Below are 21,461 nucleotides of genomic sequence, written 5' to 3' on the forward strand. Positions count from 1 at the left end.
CTGCACAAGCTGTTTGCACCATTGCTGCTTTCAGCACTTTACTCAAGCGGTTTTAGCCTATTGGTACAGCTTCTAAAACTCATACAGGTAGTCCTCCATCTCAATGCCGACCTTTTTCACTTTTGCCCTCCTTTCCAATTTGTGTAATCTACTATACTACTTATCAGATAGTAATTCAAGTGTATTTAGTAGTAACACCTACATTTCAGCACATGCTACTATAATTGCAAAGGGAGCGTGTGCAAAATGGAAGAATATCGGGAAGAGTACCGAATGCTGGGGCTGAGAATTGCATTTTACCGCAAGAAAGCGGGGCTTACCCAGGAACAATTTTCCAATCAGGTGGGTTGCAGTCCAGGATTCCTCAGCCGCATCGAAGCCAACAACGGCAAAAAAATCGCGGGAATTTCTCTGCCCATGCTCTTTCGTATGGCCAACGTTTTAAACGTCTCCGTCTGCGCACTTTTAGAGGACCGCATGTAAAGCACAAGCGAATCCGCCGCCGGTATCCGGCGGCATTTTTCTTTGCCGCATCCCCGCCGATCCCATTCCGCCCCTTATTCCGTTACCGTTTTGTAACCTTTTCCCGTTCCTTTCCTGAATCTTTTCCCGTCAATTCTTGTCCAATCGGGTCTAAAGTGGGGATAATCATGCTCCCAGAGCCCAAAAGGCTTGACAAAAGTGGGGATGAGGTGTATACTAAGCGCAGTTTTCCACTGGTAACAAAAGTTACAAGCCGCCTTTTCGCACGGGGCGGCCGCCCAATACTCCCCCGCGGAGACCGACACGGCGCTCCTCCGCCCCCTTCCGGGCGCGGTCCGGGGCCAAGGCTTTTTCAAAAGTCTGCCGTGAAATTACCTTATAGGAGGGTATCCAAGTGAACACCGACCAACGACCAAGCCTATTATACAGCCTGTGCAGGCGCGGCGGCATGCTGCTGTTCTGCCTGCTCGTCGCCACCGTCACCGGCCTTTCCGCCACCGGCTGGGCCGACTCCCTGTTTCTCATCACCGGGACGGAGGACGAGGCCGCCATCATCCTGGACCCCCAGCAGAAGGAGGCCCCGGACCTCTCTTCCCAAATGGTCTACGTCTCCAACGGCAGCCGGGGCTACGACATCACCTTGCAGGAGGACACCACCGTCACCGTCCGGCATGAGGGCTCCGCCGTCACCGTCCAGTCCCACAAGGAGAGCGTCTCCTCCCTGCTGGGCCGTCTCCACATCTACCCCAGCCCCCTGGAGATGATCGGCGTGAAGCTGTCGGAGAACAGCGTGGAGGTAAACGTCGCCTCCGAGCTGACCTATTACGATTACGTTACCGAAACCGCCCCCTTCTCCACCCAGCGGGTCGCCAACCCCGACATGCTGGAGGGCGAGGAGAAAGTGGTCCAGGAGGGGGCCGACGGCGTGCGCTCCTCTGTCTACGAGGTGGTCTGGTCCAACGGAGCCCAGCTCTCCCGCCAGTTTGTGGAGGAGCTGGACACCACCGCCGTGGACAAAATCGTGGAGTACGGCACCGCCAAGCCCAAGCCCAAGCCCTCCGAGACCAAACAGGACCCGGACGGCATCCTGGCGGAGCACGGCGAAACCGGCGGAGGCNTTGCCAACGTCTCCGAAAACGCCGACGGCAGCGGCACCTTGACCTTAAAGGACGGCACGGTGCTGAATTACTCCGGCGTCCGCTCCATGACCGCCACGGNCTACACCACAGGGCACGGCGGCGTGGGCACCCGCACCGCCAGCGGCACCGCCGTCCATGTGGGCTCCGTGGCCGTGGACAAGAGCGTCATCCCCCTGGGCACCCGGATGTATATCGTCGCCGGCGGAAACGTGGTTTACGGCCTGGCCGTGGCCGAGGATACCGGCGTCAAGGGCAGCAAGATAGACCTCTACTACGACACCTATGAGGAGTGCATCCAATTCGGCCGCCNCTCCTGCACCGTCTATATTCTGGAGTAACTTTTTCAGGAGGCTCCCGGCGAAANGCCGGGAGCCCTCTCTCTTTCCCNANCCTNTTTGCGAAACCATCCCAAGCCGGGGGCGGAATTTTTCTGGGAACTGTCAATTTTGTCAATTGCGGTCCGGTCCGGAAACAGATACAATAGGTATGACCTATTCCGCCGGAGGTCCGGACTCCTTCCCGGAATCTTCATGATATCGAGGTGCATGGAATGANCACTCACACATCCCATACCAAGGCCATCCGCGCCCAGCTTCTGGCCGCCATGCGTACCGGCGAGTACGCCCAGCAGGAGCGTCTGCCCCGGGAGAGCGTTCTCTGCGTGAAGCTGGGCATCAGCCGCACCCAGCTGCGGGACATTCTGGCCTCCCTGGAGCGGGAGGGCTTCATCACCCGCCGCCACGGCGTGGGCACCGTCATCAACCGCCATGTGCTGGACGTACACACCCGGATGGACATCGAGGTGGAGTTCCTGGACATGATCCGGCANAACGGCTTTANCCCGGCGGTGGCCTCCATCCGCTCCTGGGAGGAGCCGGCGGACGAAAAAACCGCCGCCCAGCTCCAGCTTCCGGAGGGGACCCCCATGCTCCGGGTCTCCCGCCTCTGCACCGCCGACGGCCGCCCCGCCATTTACTGCGAGGACGTCATTGAAAAGGCCCTCATCCGGGAGGACTACACGGAAGAGGACCTGAAGCCCCCCATCTTCCACTTCCTCCAGCGCNCCTGCGGCATTTTCCCCTACCTGGATTTGACGGACCTCCGGGCCGTTCCAGCGGNCGAGAAGCTGGCGCAGGTTCNCCAGGTTCCCCNGGGCGCGCCCCTGCTGTATATGGAAGAGGTGGACTTCGACATCGACGGCAAGCCGGTGTTCTGCTCCGCCGAATACTTCGCCGACGGCATTTTCCGCCACACGGTTTTGCGAAAGAAACTGTAATTTGCAATTTGAAGGGAGACTTCACCATGAAAAAAGTAGCCATGCTCATGGGTTCCGATTCCGACTGGCCGGTAGTCCGGTNCGCTTGCGCCCAGCTGGNNGCCTTCGGCATCCCCTACGAGGCCCATATTATGAGCGCCCACCGCAGTCCCGCCCAGGTGGCGGAGTTCGCCTCCTACGCCCGGANGAACGGCTTCGGCGTCATCATCTGCGCCGCCGGCATGGCNGCCCATCTTGCGGGGGCCGTGGCCGCCAACACCACCCTGCCCGTCATCGGCATCCCCATGAAGGGGGGCGCCCTGGACGGGCTGGACGCTTTATTAGCCACCGTGCAGATGCCCAGCGGCGTCCCCGTGGCCACGGTTGCCCTGAACGGGGCCAAGAACGCCGCCGTCCTGGCCGCCCAGATTCTGGCGGTGGAGGACAAAAACCTCGCCGCCTGGCTGGACGCCGCCCGCCGGGACATGGCCGCTCAAATCGAGGAAAAGGACGCCGCCTTACAGACGGAAATCTGACCCGTTCTCAATCAATTTCTATCTTACTTGACGGAGGAATTCAATATGCAAAAGCTGGAGCAGCTCTACGAGGGAAAGGCCAAGAAGGTCTTCAAAACCGACGACCCGAACCTGTACATCGTGGACTACAAGGACGACGCCACCGCCTTCAACGGCCTGAAAAAAGGCACCATCGCGGGCAAAGGCGTTATCAACAACCAAATGACCAACCGCTTCATGGCAAGGCTTGAAAAGGCCGGGGTCCCCACCCACTTCGTGGAGGAGCTCAGCCAGCGGGAAACCGTGGTGAAAAAGGTCTCCATCGTCCCCCTGGAGGTCATCATCCGCAACATCTCCGCCGGGTCCTTCGCCAAGCGCTACGGCGTGGAGGAGGGCATCGTCTTCGACGCGCCCACCATCGAGTTCTCCTATAAAAACGACGATTTGGGGGACCCGCTTCTGAACGAGTACCACGCCCTGGCCCTGAAGCTGGCCACGAAAGAGGAAATCGAAACCATCAAGCGCTACGCCTTCCAGGTCAACGACTTCCTCAAGGACTTCTGGGCCTCCTGCGGCGTAACCCTGGTGGACTTCAAGCTGGAATTCGGCCGTTTGGACGACGGAACCATCGTCCTGGCGGACGAGATCAGCCCCGACACCTGCCGCCTCTGGGACTCCAAGACCCATGAAAAGCTGGACAAGGACCGCTTCCGCCGGGATCTTGGCGGCGTGGAGGACGCCTACGCCGAGGTCATGCGCCGGATGGCGGAGGCGCTGTAAGTGGGTATCATCGGGGGGCCGGACGGCCCCACCGCGATTTTTGTCTCCACCACCCCCGCCGGGATCGCCGCCTTAGCGCTCCTGGCCGCGGCGGCGCTGGGGGCTGTACTTTGGATATTCCTGCGCAAGCGTAAAAAATAAGGAGGCTGCGAATGGGCGGATTTTTTGGCGCGATTTCAAAACGGGACGTGGTGCTGGACGTGTTCTTCGGCACGGACTACCACTCCCACCTGGGCACCCGCCGGGGCGGCATGGCCGTCTATGACGGGGACCGAACCGGCTTTCACCGGCAAATCCACAACATTGAGAACACCCCCTTCCGCACGAAGTTCGAAAAGGATCTGGCCGGGTTCCGGGGCTGCTCCGGCATCGGCTGCATCAGCGACACGGACCCCCAGCCCCTGCTGATGCGCTCCCACCTGGGGCTGTACGCCATCTCCACCGTGGGCATCATCCAGAACGCCGAGGCCCTGGTGGACCGCTACTTCTCCGACCACGGCCACCAGTTCATGGCCATGAGCTCCGGCAAGGTCAACGCCACGGAGCTGGTGGCCTCCCTCATCAACCAGAAGGACGACCTGGTCACCGGCATCCGTTACGCCCAGGAGCAGATCGAGGGCTCCATGACCATCCTCATCCTCACAACCGAGGGCATCTACGCCGCCCGGGACCGCCTGGGCCGCCTGCCGGTGCTCATCGGCCAGAGCGGGGAGGGCTGCTGCGTCTCCTTCGAGTCCTTCGCCTACCACAAGCTGGGCTATCAGGACGCCTACGAGCTGGGCCCCCAGGAGATTGTGAAAATTACCCCCGAAGGCTGGGAGACCCTCTCCCCCGCGGGGAAGGACATGCGCATCTGCGCCTTTCTCTGGACCTACTACGGCTATCCCAATTCCTGCTACGAGGGGATGAACGTGGAGGTCATGCGCTACCGCAACGGCGAGATCATGGCCCGGGACGAGGTCCAGCGGGGCCAGCTCCCGAAGGTGGACTACGNGGCGGGGGTCCCGGACTCCGGCGTCCCCCACGCCATCGGCTTCGCCAACCGCAGCGGCAAGCCCTTCGCCCGGCCCTTCGTGAAATACACCCCCACCTGGCCCCGGTCCTTCATGCCCGAGAGCCAGGACGTGCGGAACCAGGTGNNCAAGATGNAGCAGATCCCCGTCCCGGAGCTCATCAAGGGCAAGAAGCTCCTCTTCGTGGACGACTCCATCGTCCGGGGCACCCAGCTCCGGGAGACGGTGGAATTCCTCTATGAATCCGGCGCGGAGGAGGTTCACATGCGCTCCGCCTGTCCCCCCATCATGTACGGCTGCAAGTATCTGAACTTCTCCCGGAGCAATTCCGACATGGAGCTTCTCAGCCGGAAGACCGTCCAGGCCCTGGAGGGGGACGCGGGACAGGAGCACCTGGCGGAGTACGCCGACGCCTCCACGGAGCGGGGGCGGTGTATGCTCCAAACCATCTGCAAGGAGATGGGCTTCGACTCCCTGGGCTATCAATCCCTGGACGGTCTTTTAGAGGCCATCGGCATCGACAGGGACAAAATCTGTACGTACTGCTGGACGGGGAAGGAATGACCGCGAGGCAGTNCCTGGCCCCAAATCAAAACATGGAGGTTCAACCATGGAAAACTCCCATTCCGCCGCATACGCCGCCGCCGGGGTGGACATCACCGCCGGGTNCGANGGCGTGCGGCTGATGAAGCCCTTTGTGGAGCGCACCAAAATCCCGGGGGTTGTCTCCGGCATCGGCGGCTTCGGCGGCCTCTTCGCCCCGGATTTCTCCGGCATGACGGAGCCCGTCCTGGTCTCCGGCACCGACGGCGTGGGCTCCAAGCTGCGCCTGGCCCAGCTGCTGGACAAGCACGACACCATCGGCATCGACTGCGTGGCCATGTGCGTCAACGACATCATCTGCTGCGGGGCCCGGCCCCTCTTCTTCCTGGACTACATCGCCATCGGCAAAAACGAGGCGGAGAAAGTCGCCTCCATCGTCTCCGGCGTGGCGGANNGCTGCGTCCAATCCGGCTGCGCCCTGATTGGCGGCGAGACCGCCGANCACCCCGGTGTCATGGACCCCAACGACTATGACGTCGCGGGCTTTGCCGTGGGCATGGTAGANAAGCCCAAAATCATCGACGGAAGCCGGGTCCGGGAAGGGGACGCCCTCATCGGCCTGACCTCCTCCGGCATTCACNCCAACGGCTTTTCCCTGNTGCGGAAGGTTTTCGACATCGAGCGCGCCGACCTGAAAGCCCCCATGGGCGAGCTGGATGGCAAATCCTTGGGCGAGGTCCTGCTGGCCCCCACAAAAATCTATGTCAAGGCCGTCCAGGCCCTGCTGGACGGGGGAATCGGCCTCCGCGGAGCCAGCCACATCACCGGCGGCGGCTTCTTTGAAAACGTGCCCCGGATGCTGCCCAAGGGGCTGGGCGCGCGGATTGTGCCAAGCGCCATTCCCAGGCAGCCCATTTTCGACCTGATCCAAAAGCGGGGAGAGATCACGGACCACGACATGTACAACACNTTCAACATGGGCCTTGGCATGGTGCTGGCGGTACCCCCGGAACAGGCGGAGAAGGCTTTGGAGCTTTTGGCGGCGGCGGGAGAGCCGGACGCCGTCTGCGTTGGCTGCGTGTCGAAGGACTCCGGCGGCGTAGCGTTTGACAACGCATGAGCAAGGCGAGAATCGCCGTCCTGGTCTCCGGCGGCGGAACGAATCTGGAGGCCCTTTTAAACGCCCAGGAGGCGGGCAGAATTCCCCATGGGGAAATCGTGCTGGTTCTCTCCAGCGCCGCCGGGGCCTATGCCCTGGAGCGGGCGAAAAACCACGGCGTGCCCNGCTTCGCCGTCCCCCGGAAGGGATGCACACAGGAGGAATTTGAGGCGGGGCTCACGGAAAAGCTCACCGCGTACCGGGCGGACATGATCGTCCTGGCGGGCTTCCTCTCCATCCTCTCGCCGGAGTTTGTGGGGCGCTGGCCGGAGCGCATTTTGAATGTCCACCCCGCCCTGATCCCCTCCTTCTGNGGCAAGGGGATGTACGGCCTGCGGGTCCACGAGGCGGCCCTTCATAAGGGCGTGAAGGTCACCGGAGCCACGGTGCACCTGGTCAATGAAATTCCCGACGGAGGACGCATCCTCCTGCAAAAGGCGGTGGAGGTGCTCCCCGGCGACACGCCGGAAGTCCTCCAGCGCCGGGTGATGGAGCAAGCGGAGTGGGTGCTGCNGCCCCAGGCGGCGGAGCTTGTCGCCCAGGGCCTGGCCCGCTGACGGAAAGGAAGGTTTTACAATGGAACGCTCTCAGCTTCACGATTTCCACCCCCAGGACGGCCCCCTGGCCCGGGACATTCAGCCCCTGCTGTCCCGCTCCCGGCGGGAGCGCAGGCCCTGTGAGCGGGACGCTTTTATCGCCCTGCTTGCGGGCGTTCCCTCCCTTCGGAAGACTCCGGGCCTCCCGGAGGGTAACGGGGCGGACTGCTTCACCACCCTGCCCCTCTGCGCCACGGACGCCGGCGCCGCCCTCTGCTGGAATCACCTGAAATCCGTCTTCGGCATCACGGACAAGCAGAGCCTCCTGGCTTTCTGCGACCGGCAGTTCCACTGCCAGGACCACTACCTGGACTTTGAGGCCGTCTGGGAGGGCCGTCCCCTCTTTGACCTGGCCTCCTTAAAGCCCGACTCCGCCGGATTCTTCATCCGGATGCGGGACTTCTCCGCCCAGTTCTATCCCCTGATGGGCCATCTGGGCTATCTGGCCTGGGACATCAGCGAGCGGACGGGCCACCTCCGGGCGGCGCTGGCCTGCGGCCTTTTGACCCGGGAGGAGTTCGACGAGCTGGCCGAAGAGCAGATCGTCCAGGCCCAGGCCTTCCACAGCTGGGAGGAGTACGCCGCCAGCCTGGTCTGCGGCGCGCTGTATTGGGACTTCCGCCAGGGGACTTCCCTGCCGGACCTCCAGAAAGCCCAGCGGCTGTGGATGGATCTGGTGCGGACGCTGCTGGCCAACGACGCCGCCTGGGACAGCGGCTTCTGGTACACGCCCAGGCGGGAAAAGGAGTACCGCCTCTGGCCCTCGGAGATGAAGCTGTATCTTCCTAACTGGGAGGGGCCCAACGGCTGCTTTGTCACGGACCGCATCGCCGTAGACGGCTGTCCGGTGGGCTGGTGCTACCGGGAGGAACCGGAAACCAGCTTCCCCGACAGCGGCTGGCGCTTCTTCTCCGGCGACGAGAGCGAGGCGTATATCGCCGACATCAGCCACACGGGAATCTACGACCTGAACACCGCCTGCAACCTGGACCCGGAGATCATCCCCCTGCTGACCGCCCCCTGCCGGAGCGCCTTCGTCCGGGAGAACGGGAAATTCCGCCCGGAGCCCTTTGAGCTGACAGAGGACTGACCACCATCAATACACATACAAAGGAGCGCGGACCATGAACGAGCTGGAACTGAAATACGGCNGCAACCCCAACCAGAAGCCCTCCCNCATCTTCATGAAGGACGGCGGGGACCTGCCCCTCACCGTCCTGAACGGCAAGCCCGGCTATATCAATTTCCTGGACGCCCTGAACTCCTGGCAGCTGGCCCGGGAGCTGAAGCAGGCCGCCGGCCTTCCCTCCGCCGCCAGCTTCAAGCACGTCTCCCCCGCCGGGGCCGCCGTGGGCCTGCCCCTCAGCGAGACGGACCNGGAGCTTTNCTTCGTGGACCCCGGCGCGGACCTAAGCCCNATCGCCTGCGCCTACATCCGGGCCCGGGNNGCGGACCGGCTGTGCTCCTACGGCGACTGGGCGGCCCTTTCCGACGTGTGCGACGCCGCCACGGCCCAGTACCTCAAGGCCGAGGTCTCCGACGGCATCATCGCCCCCGGCTACACCGCCGAGGCCCTGGAGATTCTGAAATGCAAGAAAAAGGGCGGCTACAACGTGGTCCAAATCGACCCGGATTACACCCCCGCCCCCCAGGAGTACAAGGACGTTTTCGGCGTCACCTTCCAGCAGGGCCGGAACGAATATAAAATCGACGCCTCCCTGCTGAGCGGCATTGTCACGAAAAGCCACGTCCTCCCCGACGCGGTGAAGACGGATATGATGGTGGCCCTCATCACCCTGAAATACACCCAGTCCAACTCCGTCTGCTACGTGAAGGACGGACAGGCCATCGGCGTGGGCGCGGGCCAGCAGAGCCGCATCCACTGCACCCGCCTGGCGGGCGCCAAGGCGGACAACTGGTGGCTCCGCCAGCACCCCCAGGTCCTGGCCCTGCCCTTTTTGGAAAACATCCGCCGCCCGGACCGGGACAACGCCATCGACGTATACCTCTCCGACGAGTGGGAGGACCTGCTGGCGGACGGTGAATGGCAGCGGGTCTTCCAAGAGCGCCCCCAGCCCCTGACGGCGGAGGAGAAAAAGGCCTGGATCGCCAGGCAGAGCGGCGTCACCTGCGGCTCCGACGCGTTCTTCCCCTTCGGGGACAACGTGGAGCGGGCCCGGAAGAGCGGCGTGGAGTACATTGTCCAGCCCGGCGGCAGCATCCGGGANGACCANGTCATCCAGACCGCCGACAAATACGGCATGACCATGTGCTTCACCGGAATGCGCTTATTCCACCATTGAGGAGGCTTTCCATGAACTTACTCGTCGTCGGCGGCGGAGGCCGCGAACACGCGATCATAAAGAAATTAAAGGAAAATCCCCAGGCAGAAACCATCTACGCCCTCCCCGGCAACGGCGGCATCTCCGCCGACGCGGTGTGCGTCCCGGAGATCGGGGCCAAGGACGTCGAGCAAATCGTGCGCTTCGCCAAGTCCCATGCCATTGATTTCGCTGTAGTGGCCCCGGACGACCCCCTGGCCCTGGGCTGCGTGGACCGGCTCCACGAGGCGGGAATCCCCTGCTTCGGCCNCGAGGCCAAGGCCGCCCGCATTGAGGCCAGCAAGGTCTTCTCCAAGAACCTGATGAAGAAATACGGCATCCCCACCGCCCGGTACGAGGTCTTCGATGATCCCGCCAAGGCCCTGGCCTATTTGAAAACCGCCTCCTTCCCCATCGTGGTCAAGGCCGACGGCCTGGCCCTGGGCAAGGGCGTGCTGATCCCCCAGAATCTCCAGGAGGCGGAGGCCGCCGTGAAGTCCATTATGGAGGACAAGGCCTTCGGCGACTCCGGCAACGAAATTGTCATTGAGGAGTTCCTGACGGGCCCGGAGGTCAGCGTTATGGCCTTCACCGNCGGGACCGCCATCGCCCCCATGGTCTCCTCCATGGACCACAAGCGGGCCGGGGACGGCGACACGGGCCTGAACACCGGCGGCATGGGCACCGTGGCCCCAAACCCCTGCTATACGCCGGAGACGGCGGCGGAGTGTATGGAGAAGATTTTCCTCCCCACCCTGGCCGCCATGCGGGCGGAGGGCTGTCCCTTCAAGGGCTGTTTGTATTTTGGGCTGATGATGACCCCCGACGGGCCCAAGGTCATCGAATACAACTGCCGCTTCGGCGACCCGGAGACCCAGGTGGTCCTCCCCCTGCTGAAAACGGATCTGCTGACGGTCATGCAGGCCGTGGAGAACGAAACCCTGGGGGACCTGACGGTCGAGTGGCACGGCGGCGCCGCCGCCTGCGTCATTCTGGCCTCCGGCGGCTATCCCGGCAGCTATGAAAAGGGGAAGGAGCTCTCCATCCCGGAGGACCTTCCCGCAAACGTCACCGTCTACCACGCCGGAGACAAGCTGGCGGAGGACGGCAGGCTGGTGACCAGCGGCGGCCGGGTCCTGGGCGTCACCGCCGCGGAGGACACCCTGGAAGCCGCCTTGAAGGACGCCTACGCCGCCGCGGCTCGCATCGGGTTCGCGGGAAAATACCTGCGGCACGACATCGGACAGCGGGCCCTCCGGGCCCTGGAGGGCTGAACATGGTAAGACGCGTATATGTGGAAAAAAAGCCCGCCCTCCGGCTGGAGGCCCAGGGGCTTTTAACGGAGCTCCGGACCATTCTGGGCGTCTCCTCTCTCACCGGGCTGCGGTTGGTGAACCGCTACGACGTGGAAAACCTTTCGGAGGAGGTCTTCCAAAGGGCCAAGTCCATCGTCTTCTCCGAACCCCAGGTGGACCTCATTTATGAGGAGAGCTTCCCCCTGCCGGAGGGCCCCCACACCGTCCTGGCGGTGGAGGCCCTGCCGGGGCAGTTCGACCAGCGGGCGGACTCCGCCGCCCAGTGCGTCCAGCTCATGGCGGGGGTGGACCGCCCCCTGGTGTCGTATGCCAAGGTGTATCNCTTGGAAGGGGCTCTCNCCCCAGCGGATCTCAAAAAAATCAAGGGCTACGTCATCAATNCCGTGGAGAGCCGGGAGGCGTCCCTGGAAAAGCCGGAGACCCTGGCCCGCACCCATGCCGCCCCCCGCCGGGTGGAGACCCTGGCGGGCTTCACCGCCATGGACGCCGCGGCCCTTCAGGCCCTGNTGGAGAAGCTGGGCCTGGCCATGGATTTAGACGATCTGGCATTCCTCCAGGGCTATTTCCGGGACACGGAGAAGCGGGACCCCACCATCACGGAGGTCCGGGTGGTGGACACCTACTGGTCCGACCACTGCCGCCACACCACCTTCTCCACCCACTTAAGCAGCGGAGAAATCGAGGACCCGAATGTCAAGCACGCCTATTACCACTACCTGAAGCTGCGAAGCGAGGTCTACGGCGAGAAGGCCAAGGACCGTCCCGAAACCCTGATGGATATCGCCACCATCGCGGCCAAGGCCCTGAAAAAGCGGGGCCTCCTCCCCGAGCTGGACGAGAGCGAGGAGATCAACGCCTGTTCCATCCACGTCCCCGCCCTGGTGGACGGGAAAACCCAGGACTGGCTGCTGATGTTCAAAAACGAGACTCACAACCACCCCACGGAGATCGAGCCCTTCGGCGGCGCGGCCACCTGCATCGGCGGCTGCATCCGGGACCCCCTGTCCGGCCGGGCCTATGTCCATCAGGCCATGCGCCTCACCGGCTGCGGCGATCCCCGGACGCCTATTGAAAAGACCCTGCCCGGCAAGCTCCCCCAGCGGAAGCTCTGCCAGACGGCGGCGGCGGGCTATTCCTCCTACGGAAACCAAATCGGCCTGGCCACCGGGCATGTCGCCGAGGTCTACCACCCGGGCTACGTCGCCAAGCATTTGGAGGCCGGCGCGGTCGTCGGCGCGGCCCCGGCGGAAAACGTCCGGCGGGAGCGCCCCGCCCCCGGGGACGTGGTCGTCCTCCTGGGGGGCCGCACAGGCCGGGACGGCATCGGCGGGGCCACCGGCTCCTCCAAGAGCCACAACCAAAAATCCCTCCAGACCATGGCCAGCGAGGTCCAGAAGGGCAACGCCCCGGAGGAGCGGAAAATCCAGCGCCTCTTCCGGGACGGGAAGGTCACCCGCCTCATCAAGCGGTGCAACGACTTCGGCGCGGGCGGCGTATCCGTCGCCATCGGCGAGCTGGCGGACGGCCTGACCATCGACCTGGACGCGGTGCGGAAGAAATACGACGGCCTGGACGGCACGGAGCTTGCCATCTCCGAGAGCCAGGAGCGCATGGCGGTGGTGGTGTCCCCCGAGGACGCGGAAGCCTTCATCGCCGCCGCCAGGGCGGAAAACCTGGAGGCTTATCAGGTGGCCGTGGTGACGGCGGAGCCCCGCATGGTCATGCACTGGCAAGGGGAAACCATTGTCAGCCTGAGCCGGGAGTTCCTGAACTCCAACGGCGCGGTGAAGCACGCCGGCGTTTCCGTGCCGGATGTGGACAGAAAAACCCATTCCCCCTTCCAGCCGGCCGGAGCCTCAGACCTGCGAAGCATGGCCTCCAGTCTCAAGAGCGCCAGCCGCCGGGGACTGGTGGAGCGGTTTGACAGCACCATTGGCGCGGGCAGCGTCACTATGCCCTACGGCGGCAGGACCCAGCGGACCCCCGCCCAGTCCATGACCGCCCTTCTCCCGGTCCTCCCGGGCCAGGAGACGGAACAGGCCAGCGTCATGGCCTGGGCCTGCGACCCGGAGAGGCTTTCCGCCTATCCCTACCGGGGGGCCTACGACGCTGTGACTACTTCCATCGCCAAGTTGGTAGCCGCCGGCGCGGACTACAAAACCGCCTATCTGACCTTGCAGGAGTATTTCGAAAAGCTCCGCCAGGACCCGGACCGCTGGGGCAAGCCCTTCGCCGCCCTCCTGGGGGCCATGGAGGCCCAGATGGACTACGGCGCGGCGGCCATCGGCGGCAAGGACTCTATGTCCGGCTCCTTCCTGGATATGGACGTACCGCCCACGCTGATCTCCTTCGCCATCGCCCCCATTCAGGCGGGAGAGGTGATTACCCCCGAGTTCAAGGAAGCGGGCCACCCGGTGTACCTCTTCCAGCCCGACGGCAGCGCACAGGATCAGCGGGCGGCCTGGGCGGAGTTCCTCCGCGTCCACCGGAAGGGGAAGATTGCCGCCGCCTGGGCGGTGGAAAACGGAATGGCCGAGGCGGTCATGAAAATGTCCTTCGGCAACCGGATCGGGTTCAAGGNGATGAGCCAAAACAGCCCTGTATGGTATACCTCCCGCTCCGGGGCCATCATTGCGGAGCTGACCGAGGACATCGGTAACTGTCACCCAGACGGCTTTTGCGGGAAAATCGGCCATACCATCACCGAACCGGTGATTACGATTGGGACTGATTCCGCCTCAATTGACGAATTGTTATCGCTGAACGAGGCCGTCCTGGCGGACGTGTATCCTACCCGGACCCCCGTGGAGGGTAAGGCCCCGGTTCTGGACTGCCCCGCCTTCACCCGGCCCGTTCCCAAGATTGGCGCGGCGAAGCCCAAGGTCCTGATTCCCGTCTTCCCCGGCACCACCTGCGAGTACGACAGCGCCCGGGCCGCTCAGAGGGCGGGCCTGGAGACGGAGATTTTCGTCATTAACAACCAGTCCGCTAAAGACGTATCTGAGTCCGCCGCCGCCTTTGCCCGGAAGCTCCGGGAAAGCCAGATTCTCTTCCTTCCCGGCGGCTTCTCCGGCGGCGACGAGCCCGACGGCTCCGGCAAGTTCATCACGGCCTTCCTCCGGGGGCCGGAAACCTCCGAGGCGGTGATGGATCTGCTGAAAAACCGGGACGGCCTGGCTCTTGGCATCTGCAACNGCTTCCAGGCCCTCATTAAACTGGGCCTCGTCCCCTATGGCGAAATCCGGGATACGGACGAGACCTGCCCCACCCTCTCCTTCAATCGCCTGGGGCGGCACCAGTCCAAAATTGTAAACACCCGCGTGGTCTCCAACAAATCCCCCTGGCTGGCCCGGGTGAATCCCGGCGAGGTTTACGCCGTCCCCATCTCCCACGGGGAGGGCCGCTTTCTCTGCGCCCCGGAGCTTNTGAAAGCCCTGGCGGAAAACGGGCAGATCGCCACCCAGTACGCGGATTTGGAGGGCCTGCCCACCATGGACCCGGACTTCAACCCCAACGGCTCCGCCTGGGCGGTGGAGGGCGNCACCTCTCCCGACGGACGGGTTTTCGGCAAGATGGGCCACGCCGAGCGCATCGGCCCGGGTCTGTACCGGAACGTCCCCGGCGAGTATGACCTCCAGCTTTTCCAGGCCGCCAGGGATTACTTCGCCGTTCTCTGAGGAAGAAGGGCGGACACGCGGGTCCGCCCCTGTTCTCCCTCCCCTTTCTGTTCCTGCGCGCCGCCGGGGCTTGACAAACCGTCCCCCATCGTGTATACTGCGTAAAATTTATAGAAATGAGGTGTTCGCCATGGCCTACTTTTTCTCCGAGCCCTCCCATACCTTCAGCGAGTACCTGCTGGTCCCCGGATACTCCTCCGCCGAGTGCGTCCCCGCCAACGTAACCCTAAAAACCCCGGTGGTGAAGTTCAAACGCGGCGAGGAGTGCCCCCTGACCATGAACGTGCCCATGGTTTCCGCCGTCATGCAGGCGGTCTCCGGCGAGCAGATGGGCATCGGCCTTGCCAAGGAGGGCGGCATCGCCTTCATCTTCGTCTCCCAGCCCGTGGAACAGCAGGCGGAAATGGTCCGCCGGGTGAAAAACTACAAGGCGGGCTTTGTCACCAGCGATTCCAACCTGCGGGTTGGGGACACCCTGGCGGACGTGCTNGCGCTGAAAGAGCGCAGCGGCCACTCCACCATGGCCGTCACCGACGACGGCACCGGCACGGGCAGGCTTTTAGGCCTCGTCACCAGCCGGGACTACCGGGTCAGCCGCCTGGACCCCGCCACTCCCGTGACGGACTTCATGACCCCCTTTGAGAAGCTCATCTACGCCCCCGAGGGCACCAGCCTGAAGGAGGCCAACGACATCATCTGGGACCGGAAGCTCAACGCCCTGCCCATCGTCTCTCCGGACGGGCATCTGGCCAGCTTCGTCTTCCGCAAGGACTACGACTCCCACAAGGGCAACCCCCTGGAGCTGCTGGACGGCCAGAAGCGCTATGTGGTGGGCGCGGGCATCAACACCCGGGACTACGCGGAGCGGGTCCCCGCCCTGGTGGACGCCGGGGTGGACGTGCTGGTCATCGACTCCTCCGAGGGCTATTCCGAATGGCAGGCCCGGACCCTGCAATGGATTCGGGAGCGCTACGGCGACACGGTGAAGGTGGGCGCAGGCAACGTGGTGGACGGCGAGGGCTTCCGCTTCCTGGCGGACGCCGGGGCGGACTTCGTGAAAATCGGCATCGGCGGCGGCTCCATCTGCATCACCCGGGAGACCAAGGGCATCGGCCGGGGCCAGGCCACGGCGGTCATCGACGTGGCGGCGGCGCGGGATAAGTATTTTGAGGAAACCGGCGTTTACGTCCCCATCTGCGCCGACGGCGGCATCGTCCAGGACTATCATATCACCCTGGCCCTGGCCATGGGCGCGGACTTCTGCATGCTGGGCCGGTACTTCTCCCGGTTCGACGAGAGCCCCACCAGCAAAATCCTCATTGGCGGCAGCTATATGAAGGAGTACTGGGGCGAGGGCAGCGCCCGGGCCCGGAACTGGCAGCGCTACGACCTGGGCGGCGCGGCGAAGCTCTCCTTTGAAGAGGGCGTGGACTCCTACGTCCCCTACGCCGGCGCCCTGGCGGACGGCATGGCCACCACCCTGGCAAAGATCCGCTCCACCATGTGCAACTGCGGCGCGCTGACGATTCCCGAGCTCCGGGAGAAAGCCAAGCTGACCCTCGTCAGCTCCGTTTCCATTGTGGAGGGCGGGGCGCACGACGTGCTCCTCAAGGACTCCGCCGGAGCGGTGGGGAGAAATTAAAAAAGAAGGTCCGCTTCCACGGGAGGCGGGCCTTTTCCCTTATTCAGGTATGTTCATCATAGTACACCCAGGTAAAGAAATCCGTAACCAGCGAGATGAAAAACGNCGCCATCAGCCCCAGGCCCACGTAAATCAGGGTCTCCTGCCCCGTCGTCTTTCCCCAGGCAATCAGCACCAGCTCCGCCGCCAGGAACACAATCTGACTGATATAGTACGCCTGGCTTCTGGATTTCAGCTTCACCAGCCGGTTCCGTTCGTCCCATTCCTCCACCTTGTCCTCCCGGGACCACTTGGGGGACAGGCTCCGAAGGACCCCAGCCCCGCCCAGGAGCAGCAAAGGCCCCACCAGCGCGCCGTCGTGCCAGTCAAAGCCCTGCAAAGCGCCCCGCACCAGGTTCAGCGCCCCCAAAAACAGGGCGAAGAGGCCAAAGGCAAAGTTCTTCTTATGATAGATTTTCATGNCAAATCCTCTCCTTCAAGCAAGTCTTTCCAGACGCGGCCGCGCCAATGACCGGGCAGCCGCCTCTTATGGCAAATCCTCATACTTCCGGTCCTCCCATTCCCGATTTTCCCGAAGACAGCAAAGCTCCTCCACCGTCACGCCAAAGACCTCCGCCATCCGATAGGCCAGCATCAGCGACGGGCTGTACTGCTCTTTCTCAATGGAAATGATGGTCCGCGCCGAGACATGAACCCGCTCCGCCAGCTGCTGCTGGGTCATGCCCGCGGCGGTCCGCAGCTCCTTCACCTTTGTTTTCACGCCATCCCTCCCGCATGTGAAGTCCGCTTCTTGTGAAGCTAGCTTCATATTACCACAATGGTTGTTCCTCGTCAAGAGAAAACATGAAGTTTCCTTCATATTTTTTCATGAAAGGAGCCCCCGGCCGGCGCCGGGGGCTCTTCCCGCTCTCTTACACTCTCTTCCAGGCCGCTCCGCCCTTCACGTCGGTGACCTCAATGCCCTGGGCCTTGAGCTCATCCCGGATGCGGTCCGCCTCGGCAAAGTTCTTCGCCTTCTTGGCCTCATAGCGGGCCAGCACCTTGGCGTCAATCTCCGGATCTCCCTCGCCGGTGATCACGNANTCCCCGCCGCCGCTCTGGACCGCCTGGGCCGCCTTCTCCCGGAGGGCCGCCGCCTTCTCCAAAAGGCTCATGGACAGCACCTTGTCGAACTCCCCGATGACGGCCAGCTTGGTGGCGTCATTGGTCTTGGCTTTCAGAGCGTCGAAGACCGCCGTCACCGCCATGGAGGTATTCAGGTCGTTCCCCACCTGCTGGAGGAACTTCTCCCGATACTCGCCGAACACCGCCTGGTCTACGTCCCCCTCAGGCTTCAGCGCCGCGACGCGGTTCAGCAGCTTCGTATAAGCCGCCGCCGCGTTGTCCAGGTTCTCCCAGGTGAACACCAGGGTCTTCCGGTAGTGGCTCTGGAGGCAGAACCAGCGGTAGGCCAGGGGGTCANACCCCTTCTCCTCCAGCAACGAGACGGTCAAAAACTCCCCCTTGGACTTGGACATCTTCCCCGCCGGGTCGTTCAGGTGGTGGACATGAAACCACTGGGGGCACCAGGGATGGCCCAGGTAGCTCTCCGACTGGGCAATCTCGTTGGTGTGGTGGGGGAAGGCGTTGTCCACGCCGCCGCAGTGGAGGTCCAGGTACTCCCCGTTGTACTTCATGGAAATGCCGGAGCNCNNAATGTGCCAGCCGGGATAGCCCACGCCCCAGGGGGAGTCCCACTTGAGGGCCTGGTCCTCAAATTTGGACTTGGTGAACCAGAGCACAAAGTCGTTTTTGTTCCGCTTGTTGGAGTCCTCCTCCACGCCCTCCCGGACGCCCACAGCCAGATCGTCCTCGTCGTGGTCGTTGAAAATGTAGTAGCGTTCCAGCTTGGAACTGTCGAAGTACACATTTCCTCCCGCCAGATAGGCGTACCCGGTGTCCACCAGCTTGGAGATGATTTTGATATACTCGTCAATGCACCCGGTGGCGGGCCGCACCACGTCCGGGGTCTTGATGTTCAGCTTCCGGCAGTCGTCAAAGAAGGCGTCGGTGTAGAATTTGGCGATGTCCATCACCGTCTTGTTCTCCCTCTTGGCCCCCTTGAGCATTTTGTCCTCTCCGGTGTCGGCGTCGCTGGAAAGGTGCCCCACGTCCGTGATGTTCATGACCCGGTTCACGTCGTACCCGGCGAAGCGGAGATACTTCTCCAGCACGTCCTCCATGATATAGCTCCGGAGGTTCCCGATGTGGGCGAAGTGGTACACCGTCGGGCCGCAGGTATACATTTCCACCCGGCCGGGGGTGTGGGTTTTGAATTCTTCTTTCTTGTGGGTCGCGGAATTATAAAGATACATAAGAAAGNTCCTCCTTATTTTTATTCGTGCAGCTCCAAGGGCAGTCCGTCCGGGTCGCGGAAAAAGGTCATCCGCCTTTCGCTGTANGGGTCCCAGCGANCGGGCTCACAGGGGATTCNCCGGGCCTCCAAGTCCCGGACGGCCTCTTCGATATTCTCCACCCGGAAGGCCAGATGCCGCAGGCCCCGGGCCTCCGNGTAGCTGGGCCGCTCCGGCGCGCCGGGGATGGCGAAAATCTCCAGCTCTCCGTCCCCGAATTTCAAATCCAGCTTCCAGTCTCCCCGCTCCTCCCGGAAGTTCTCCCGGAGCACCGGAAAGCCCAGCTTCTCCACGTAGAATTCCCGGGCCCGTTGGTAATCCGAGACGATGATCGCCACATGGTGCATTCGTTCCAGCCGCATACGCGCGCCTCCCTTTCCCGCCCGTTAAGCGGGCTGCCTCCGGCGGGCCTTCTCCCCGTCCGCCAAGGTCCGCTCCAGCGCCTCCACCTGCCGGGCCAGCCGTTCCAGCTCCTCCCGCACCGGGTCCTGGACGCTGATCTGGTCCACGTCGTCGGCGTAATACACCGGGCNGCCGTCCACCCGGACAGTCCGGGCGGGGACNNCCACGGCGGTGGACCCCGGCGGCACCTCCCGCAGCACCACCGCCCCGGCGGCGATGCGGGCGTTGTCCCCCACCTTGAAGGGGCCCAGCACCCGGGCCCCGGAGCCCACCATCACGTTGTTCCCCAGGGTGGGGTGGCGCTTTCCCTGGTCCTTCCCGGTGCCTCCCAGGGTCACCCCCTGGTAGAGCAGGCAGTCGTCCCCAATCTCGGCGGTCTCGCCGATGACGATGCCCATCCCGTGGTCGATGACCAGCCGCCGCCCGATGGTGGCGCCGGGATGAATCTCAATGCCGGTCGTGTTCCGGGCGTGCTGGGAGATCCAGCGGGCCAGGAAATACCGGCGGCGGAGATACAGCCAGTGGGCCGCCCGGTGCCACAGCAGCGCGTGCACCCCGGGGTAGAGCAAAAAGATCTCCAGCTTGCTCCGGGCCGCGGGGTCCCGGCGCTGGTAGGCGGCCAGCAAGCCGCCCAGGCGAGTCAAATACATCCAACATCACTCCTTGCCGGGCCGGGAGGGAAGTGAAAAGCGCCTCCCGTACCGAAGTACGAGAGGCGACGAATCGCGGTTCCACTCTCATTTATCACTCAAGGGGCCCTTGANGGGGGCCGGGCGGAGGGATCTCCCCTCCCGCTCACGGACGCACTTCGCGGCTCCCTCCGCAGGCGCGCTTGCAGCCGGTGACGCGCCCTCTCTGTTCTTCGGGTAAGCCGTTACTCTTTCCGATCATCGCGGTATTCACTTGACTCTTTTAGTATATTAGCAAGACTCGCCCGCCGTGTCAAGTTTTTTCAGTCCTCACACTTCAGCTGAAAATGTCAAGGGTTAAATGCAGAAAAATCTAAAATTGTTTTTTGTGCATTATTCACAAAAGCAATTCTACCCCCTCAATACCGGCCTCCTGGGCAAGCTCCAGCAGCACCCGCCCGGCACACCTTCCCCCAAGGATGCCGCGCGGGTACTCGTTTACCCACCTCTGTACTTCCAGTGTGTCCGCCTCGGTTATCCCGGTGAAGTCCGTCCCCTTCGGCACCCGCCGCCGAATCATGCGGTTTCCGTTCTCGTTGCTCCCTCGTTCGTAGGCACTGTACGGATGACAGTAATAGATATGCGTCCGGTCCCCTTCTCCGGTCACGGTCCGCGTCATGCCCTCCCAGTCCTGGAACTCGCTGCCATTGTCCACGGTGATTGTCTGGAATATCCGCCGAAAGTTGAAGCTCCCCAGTTTCTTTTCCAGCATATCCAGCACCGCCACCACGCTTGCCATAGTCCCGTCCGGCATAAGAAACATGAGGTCCGCCCGTGATTTCCGCTCCGTCATGGTCAGGAACCGCTTCTTGCTCCCGCCCTCCTTGGCCGACAGCACGGAATCCATTTCCCAGTGAAACGGCTCTTCCCGTGTCGCCACTTCCACCGGTCTGTCCTCGATGCTGTCCCCCTTCGGCACCCTTGCGGCCTGTACCTTCTTGTACTCGGTCTTTCTCTTCCCGCCCATCGGCAGGCTCTTGTTGGTCACTCGCAGAAATACCCCGTCGTTGATATACTTATACACGGTCCACTTGGAGAGGGTCACGGAGAAGGTCAANCCGNCCTCCTTGNTTNTATGCAGGGCCGCTTCCGGGGAATATCCGTCGTCCGCGATTTTCCCCTCTATGTATTGCGCCAGCTCGTGGTCGTTCCCCAGTTTGATGTCTGGCCCCTTGGCCCGCAAATTCTCCTGATACTTCCGCTCCGCTGTCTCTGCGCAGTATACCTCCCTGTCCACNAGGNTANTGTCCCGCTGTACGGTCTGCCCCCTCTTGATTTCCCGCATTATCGTTGTATAGTCCACCCGGAGAGTGCGCGCTATCTCCGTTTTGCTCTTCTTCTCCTTTAGCATTTTTTCGATTCTAAGCCGGTCCTTCCATTGCAGATGTGAAAACATCCGTCCCTTTTCGCTGCTCATTGTGAAATACCCCCTTCTGCGTTTTTGTGGGATATTAACACAGNATAAGGCAGAAAATCAATAGCTCAACCGTTCTAAAAGCACAGTTGCCGTAGGCTAAAAAGCCTACGGCAAAATTATT

Annotated in this window: 19 protein-coding genes; 14 read left to right on the top strand and 5 right to left on the bottom strand. The window is 62.9% G+C overall.

Translation table 11 applies throughout. From position 1 onward, the window contains the following. Positions 1 to 246 precede the first annotated feature (246 nt). From JX325_RS00005 to JX325_RS00070, 14 genes are all read left to right on the top strand, one after another. The gene (locus JX325_RS00005) at positions 247 to 483 is read left to right on the top strand and encodes a helix-turn-helix domain-containing protein (protein ID WP_204789133.1); all 237 of its coding nucleotides are present in this window, start codon (positions 247 to 249) and stop codon (positions 481 to 483) included. Positions 484 to 877: 394 nt separating this feature from the next. Further along, positions 878 to 1,960 carry a G5 and 3D domain-containing protein gene (locus tag JX325_RS00010; protein ID WP_243413828.1) on the top strand — a complete coding sequence of 361 codons (1,083 nt, stop codon included), beginning with the start codon at positions 878 to 880 and terminating at the stop codon, positions 1,958 to 1,960. Positions 1,961 to 2,172: 212 nt separating this feature from the next. Beyond that, positions 2,173 to 2,898: a GntR family transcriptional regulator gene (locus JX325_RS00015; RefSeq protein ID WP_204789134.1), complete on the top strand. Its 726-nt coding sequence runs from the start codon at positions 2,173 to 2,175 to the stop codon at positions 2,896 to 2,898. Positions 2,899 to 2,924: 26 nt separating this feature from the next. Then, positions 2,925 to 3,413 (top strand): 5-(carboxyamino)imidazole ribonucleotide mutase, encoded by a 489-nt coding sequence (purE, locus tag JX325_RS00020; protein WP_204789135.1) that lies wholly within the window; start codon positions 2,925 to 2,927, stop codon positions 3,411 to 3,413. 45 nt (positions 3,414 to 3,458) lie between these two features. Further along, complete coding sequence (gene purC / locus JX325_RS00025) at positions 3,459 to 4,172, top strand: phosphoribosylaminoimidazolesuccinocarboxamide synthase (protein WP_204789136.1); 714 nt, start codon at positions 3,459 to 3,461, stop codon at positions 4,170 to 4,172. Further along, entirely contained in the window at positions 4,173 to 4,313 is a 141-nt protein-coding gene (locus JX325_RS00030; RefSeq protein ID WP_204789137.1) for a hypothetical protein, read from the top strand. 11 nt (positions 4,314 to 4,324) lie between these two features. Then, a complete protein-coding gene (locus JX325_RS00035; RefSeq protein WP_204789138.1) occupies positions 4,325 to 5,749 on the top strand; it encodes an amidophosphoribosyltransferase in 1,425 nt (474 codons plus the stop codon). Positions 5,750 to 5,795: 46 nt separating this feature from the next. Beyond that, positions 5,796 to 6,848 carry a phosphoribosylformylglycinamidine cyclo-ligase gene (gene purM / locus JX325_RS00040; RefSeq protein WP_204789139.1) on the top strand — a complete coding sequence of 351 codons (1,053 nt, stop codon included), beginning with the start codon at positions 5,796 to 5,798 and terminating at the stop codon, positions 6,846 to 6,848. After that, a complete protein-coding gene (gene purN, locus JX325_RS00045; protein ID WP_204789140.1) occupies positions 6,845 to 7,444 on the top strand; it encodes a phosphoribosylglycinamide formyltransferase in 600 nt (199 codons plus the stop codon). Before purM ends, purN begins: the two co-directional genes overlap by 4 nt. A gap of 19 nt (positions 7,445 to 7,463) precedes the next feature. Next, positions 7,464 to 8,573, top strand: a complete 1,110-nt coding sequence (locus tag JX325_RS00050; RefSeq protein WP_204789141.1) for a DUF2185 domain-containing protein — start codon at positions 7,464 to 7,466, stop codon at positions 8,571 to 8,573. A gap of 34 nt (positions 8,574 to 8,607) precedes the next feature. After that, positions 8,608 to 9,786 (top strand): phosphoribosylaminoimidazolecarboxamide formyltransferase, encoded by a 1,179-nt coding sequence (locus JX325_RS00055; RefSeq protein ID WP_204789142.1) that lies wholly within the window; start codon positions 8,608 to 8,610, stop codon positions 9,784 to 9,786. 11 nt (positions 9,787 to 9,797) lie between these two features. Then, entirely contained in the window at positions 9,798 to 11,078 is a 1,281-nt protein-coding gene (purD, locus tag JX325_RS00060) for a phosphoribosylamine--glycine ligase (RefSeq protein ID WP_204789143.1), read from the top strand. A gap of 2 nt (positions 11,079 to 11,080) precedes the next feature. Continuing rightward, the gene (locus JX325_RS00065; RefSeq protein ID WP_204789144.1) at positions 11,081 to 14,797 is read left to right on the top strand and encodes a phosphoribosylformylglycinamidine synthase; all 3,717 of its coding nucleotides are present in this window, start codon (positions 11,081 to 11,083) and stop codon (positions 14,795 to 14,797) included. A gap of 130 nt (positions 14,798 to 14,927) precedes the next feature. Further along, positions 14,928 to 16,439, top strand: a complete 1,512-nt coding sequence (locus JX325_RS00070; protein ID WP_204789145.1) for an IMP dehydrogenase — start codon at positions 14,928 to 14,930, stop codon at positions 16,437 to 16,439. A gap of 526 nt (positions 16,440 to 16,965) precedes the next feature. Here JX325_RS00070 and JX325_RS00075 read toward each other — a convergent pair. From JX325_RS00075 to JX325_RS00095, 5 genes are all read right to left on the bottom strand, one after another. Next, entirely contained in the window at positions 16,966 to 17,199 is a 234-nt protein-coding gene (locus JX325_RS00075) for a helix-turn-helix transcriptional regulator (protein ID WP_204789146.1), read from the bottom strand. Positions 17,200 to 17,350: 151 nt separating this feature from the next. After that, a complete protein-coding gene (gene cysS, locus JX325_RS00080) occupies positions 17,351 to 18,793 on the bottom strand; it encodes a cysteine--tRNA ligase (protein WP_204789147.1) in 1,443 nt (480 codons plus the stop codon). Between the two features lie 20 nt (positions 18,794 to 18,813). Next, entirely contained in the window at positions 18,814 to 19,194 is a 381-nt protein-coding gene (locus tag JX325_RS00085) for a VOC family protein (protein ID WP_204789148.1), read from the bottom strand. Between the two features lie 24 nt (positions 19,195 to 19,218). Continuing rightward, positions 19,219 to 19,884, bottom strand: a complete 666-nt coding sequence (gene epsC, locus JX325_RS00090) for a serine O-acetyltransferase EpsC (RefSeq protein WP_204789149.1) — start codon at positions 19,882 to 19,884, stop codon at positions 19,219 to 19,221. Between the two features lie 376 nt (positions 19,885 to 20,260). Next, the gene (locus JX325_RS00095) at positions 20,261 to 21,340 is read right to left on the bottom strand and encodes an IS30 family transposase (RefSeq protein WP_307819233.1); all 1,080 of its coding nucleotides are present in this window, start codon (positions 21,338 to 21,340) and stop codon (positions 20,261 to 20,263) included. Positions 21,341 to 21,461: the final 121 nt, after the last annotated feature.

The sequence above is a fragment of the Oscillibacter sp. CU971 genome (assembly GCF_905219725.1).
Taxonomy (GTDB): Bacteria; Bacillota; Clostridia; order Oscillospirales; family Oscillospiraceae; genus Oscillibacter.

Bases quoted from the DNA above. Each gene is read 5' to 3' on its own strand.
- JX325_RS00005 (WP_204789133.1), top strand. From the start codon at position 247: ATGGAAGAATATCGGGAAGAGTACCGAATGCTGGGGCTGAGAATTGCA.
- purC (WP_204789136.1), top strand. From the start codon at position 3,459: ATGCAAAAGCTGGAGCAGCTCTACGAGGGAAAGGCCAAGAAGGTCTTC.
- JX325_RS00050 (WP_204789141.1), top strand. From the start codon at position 7,464: ATGGAACGCTCTCAGCTTCACGATTTCCACCCCCAGGACGGCCCCCTG.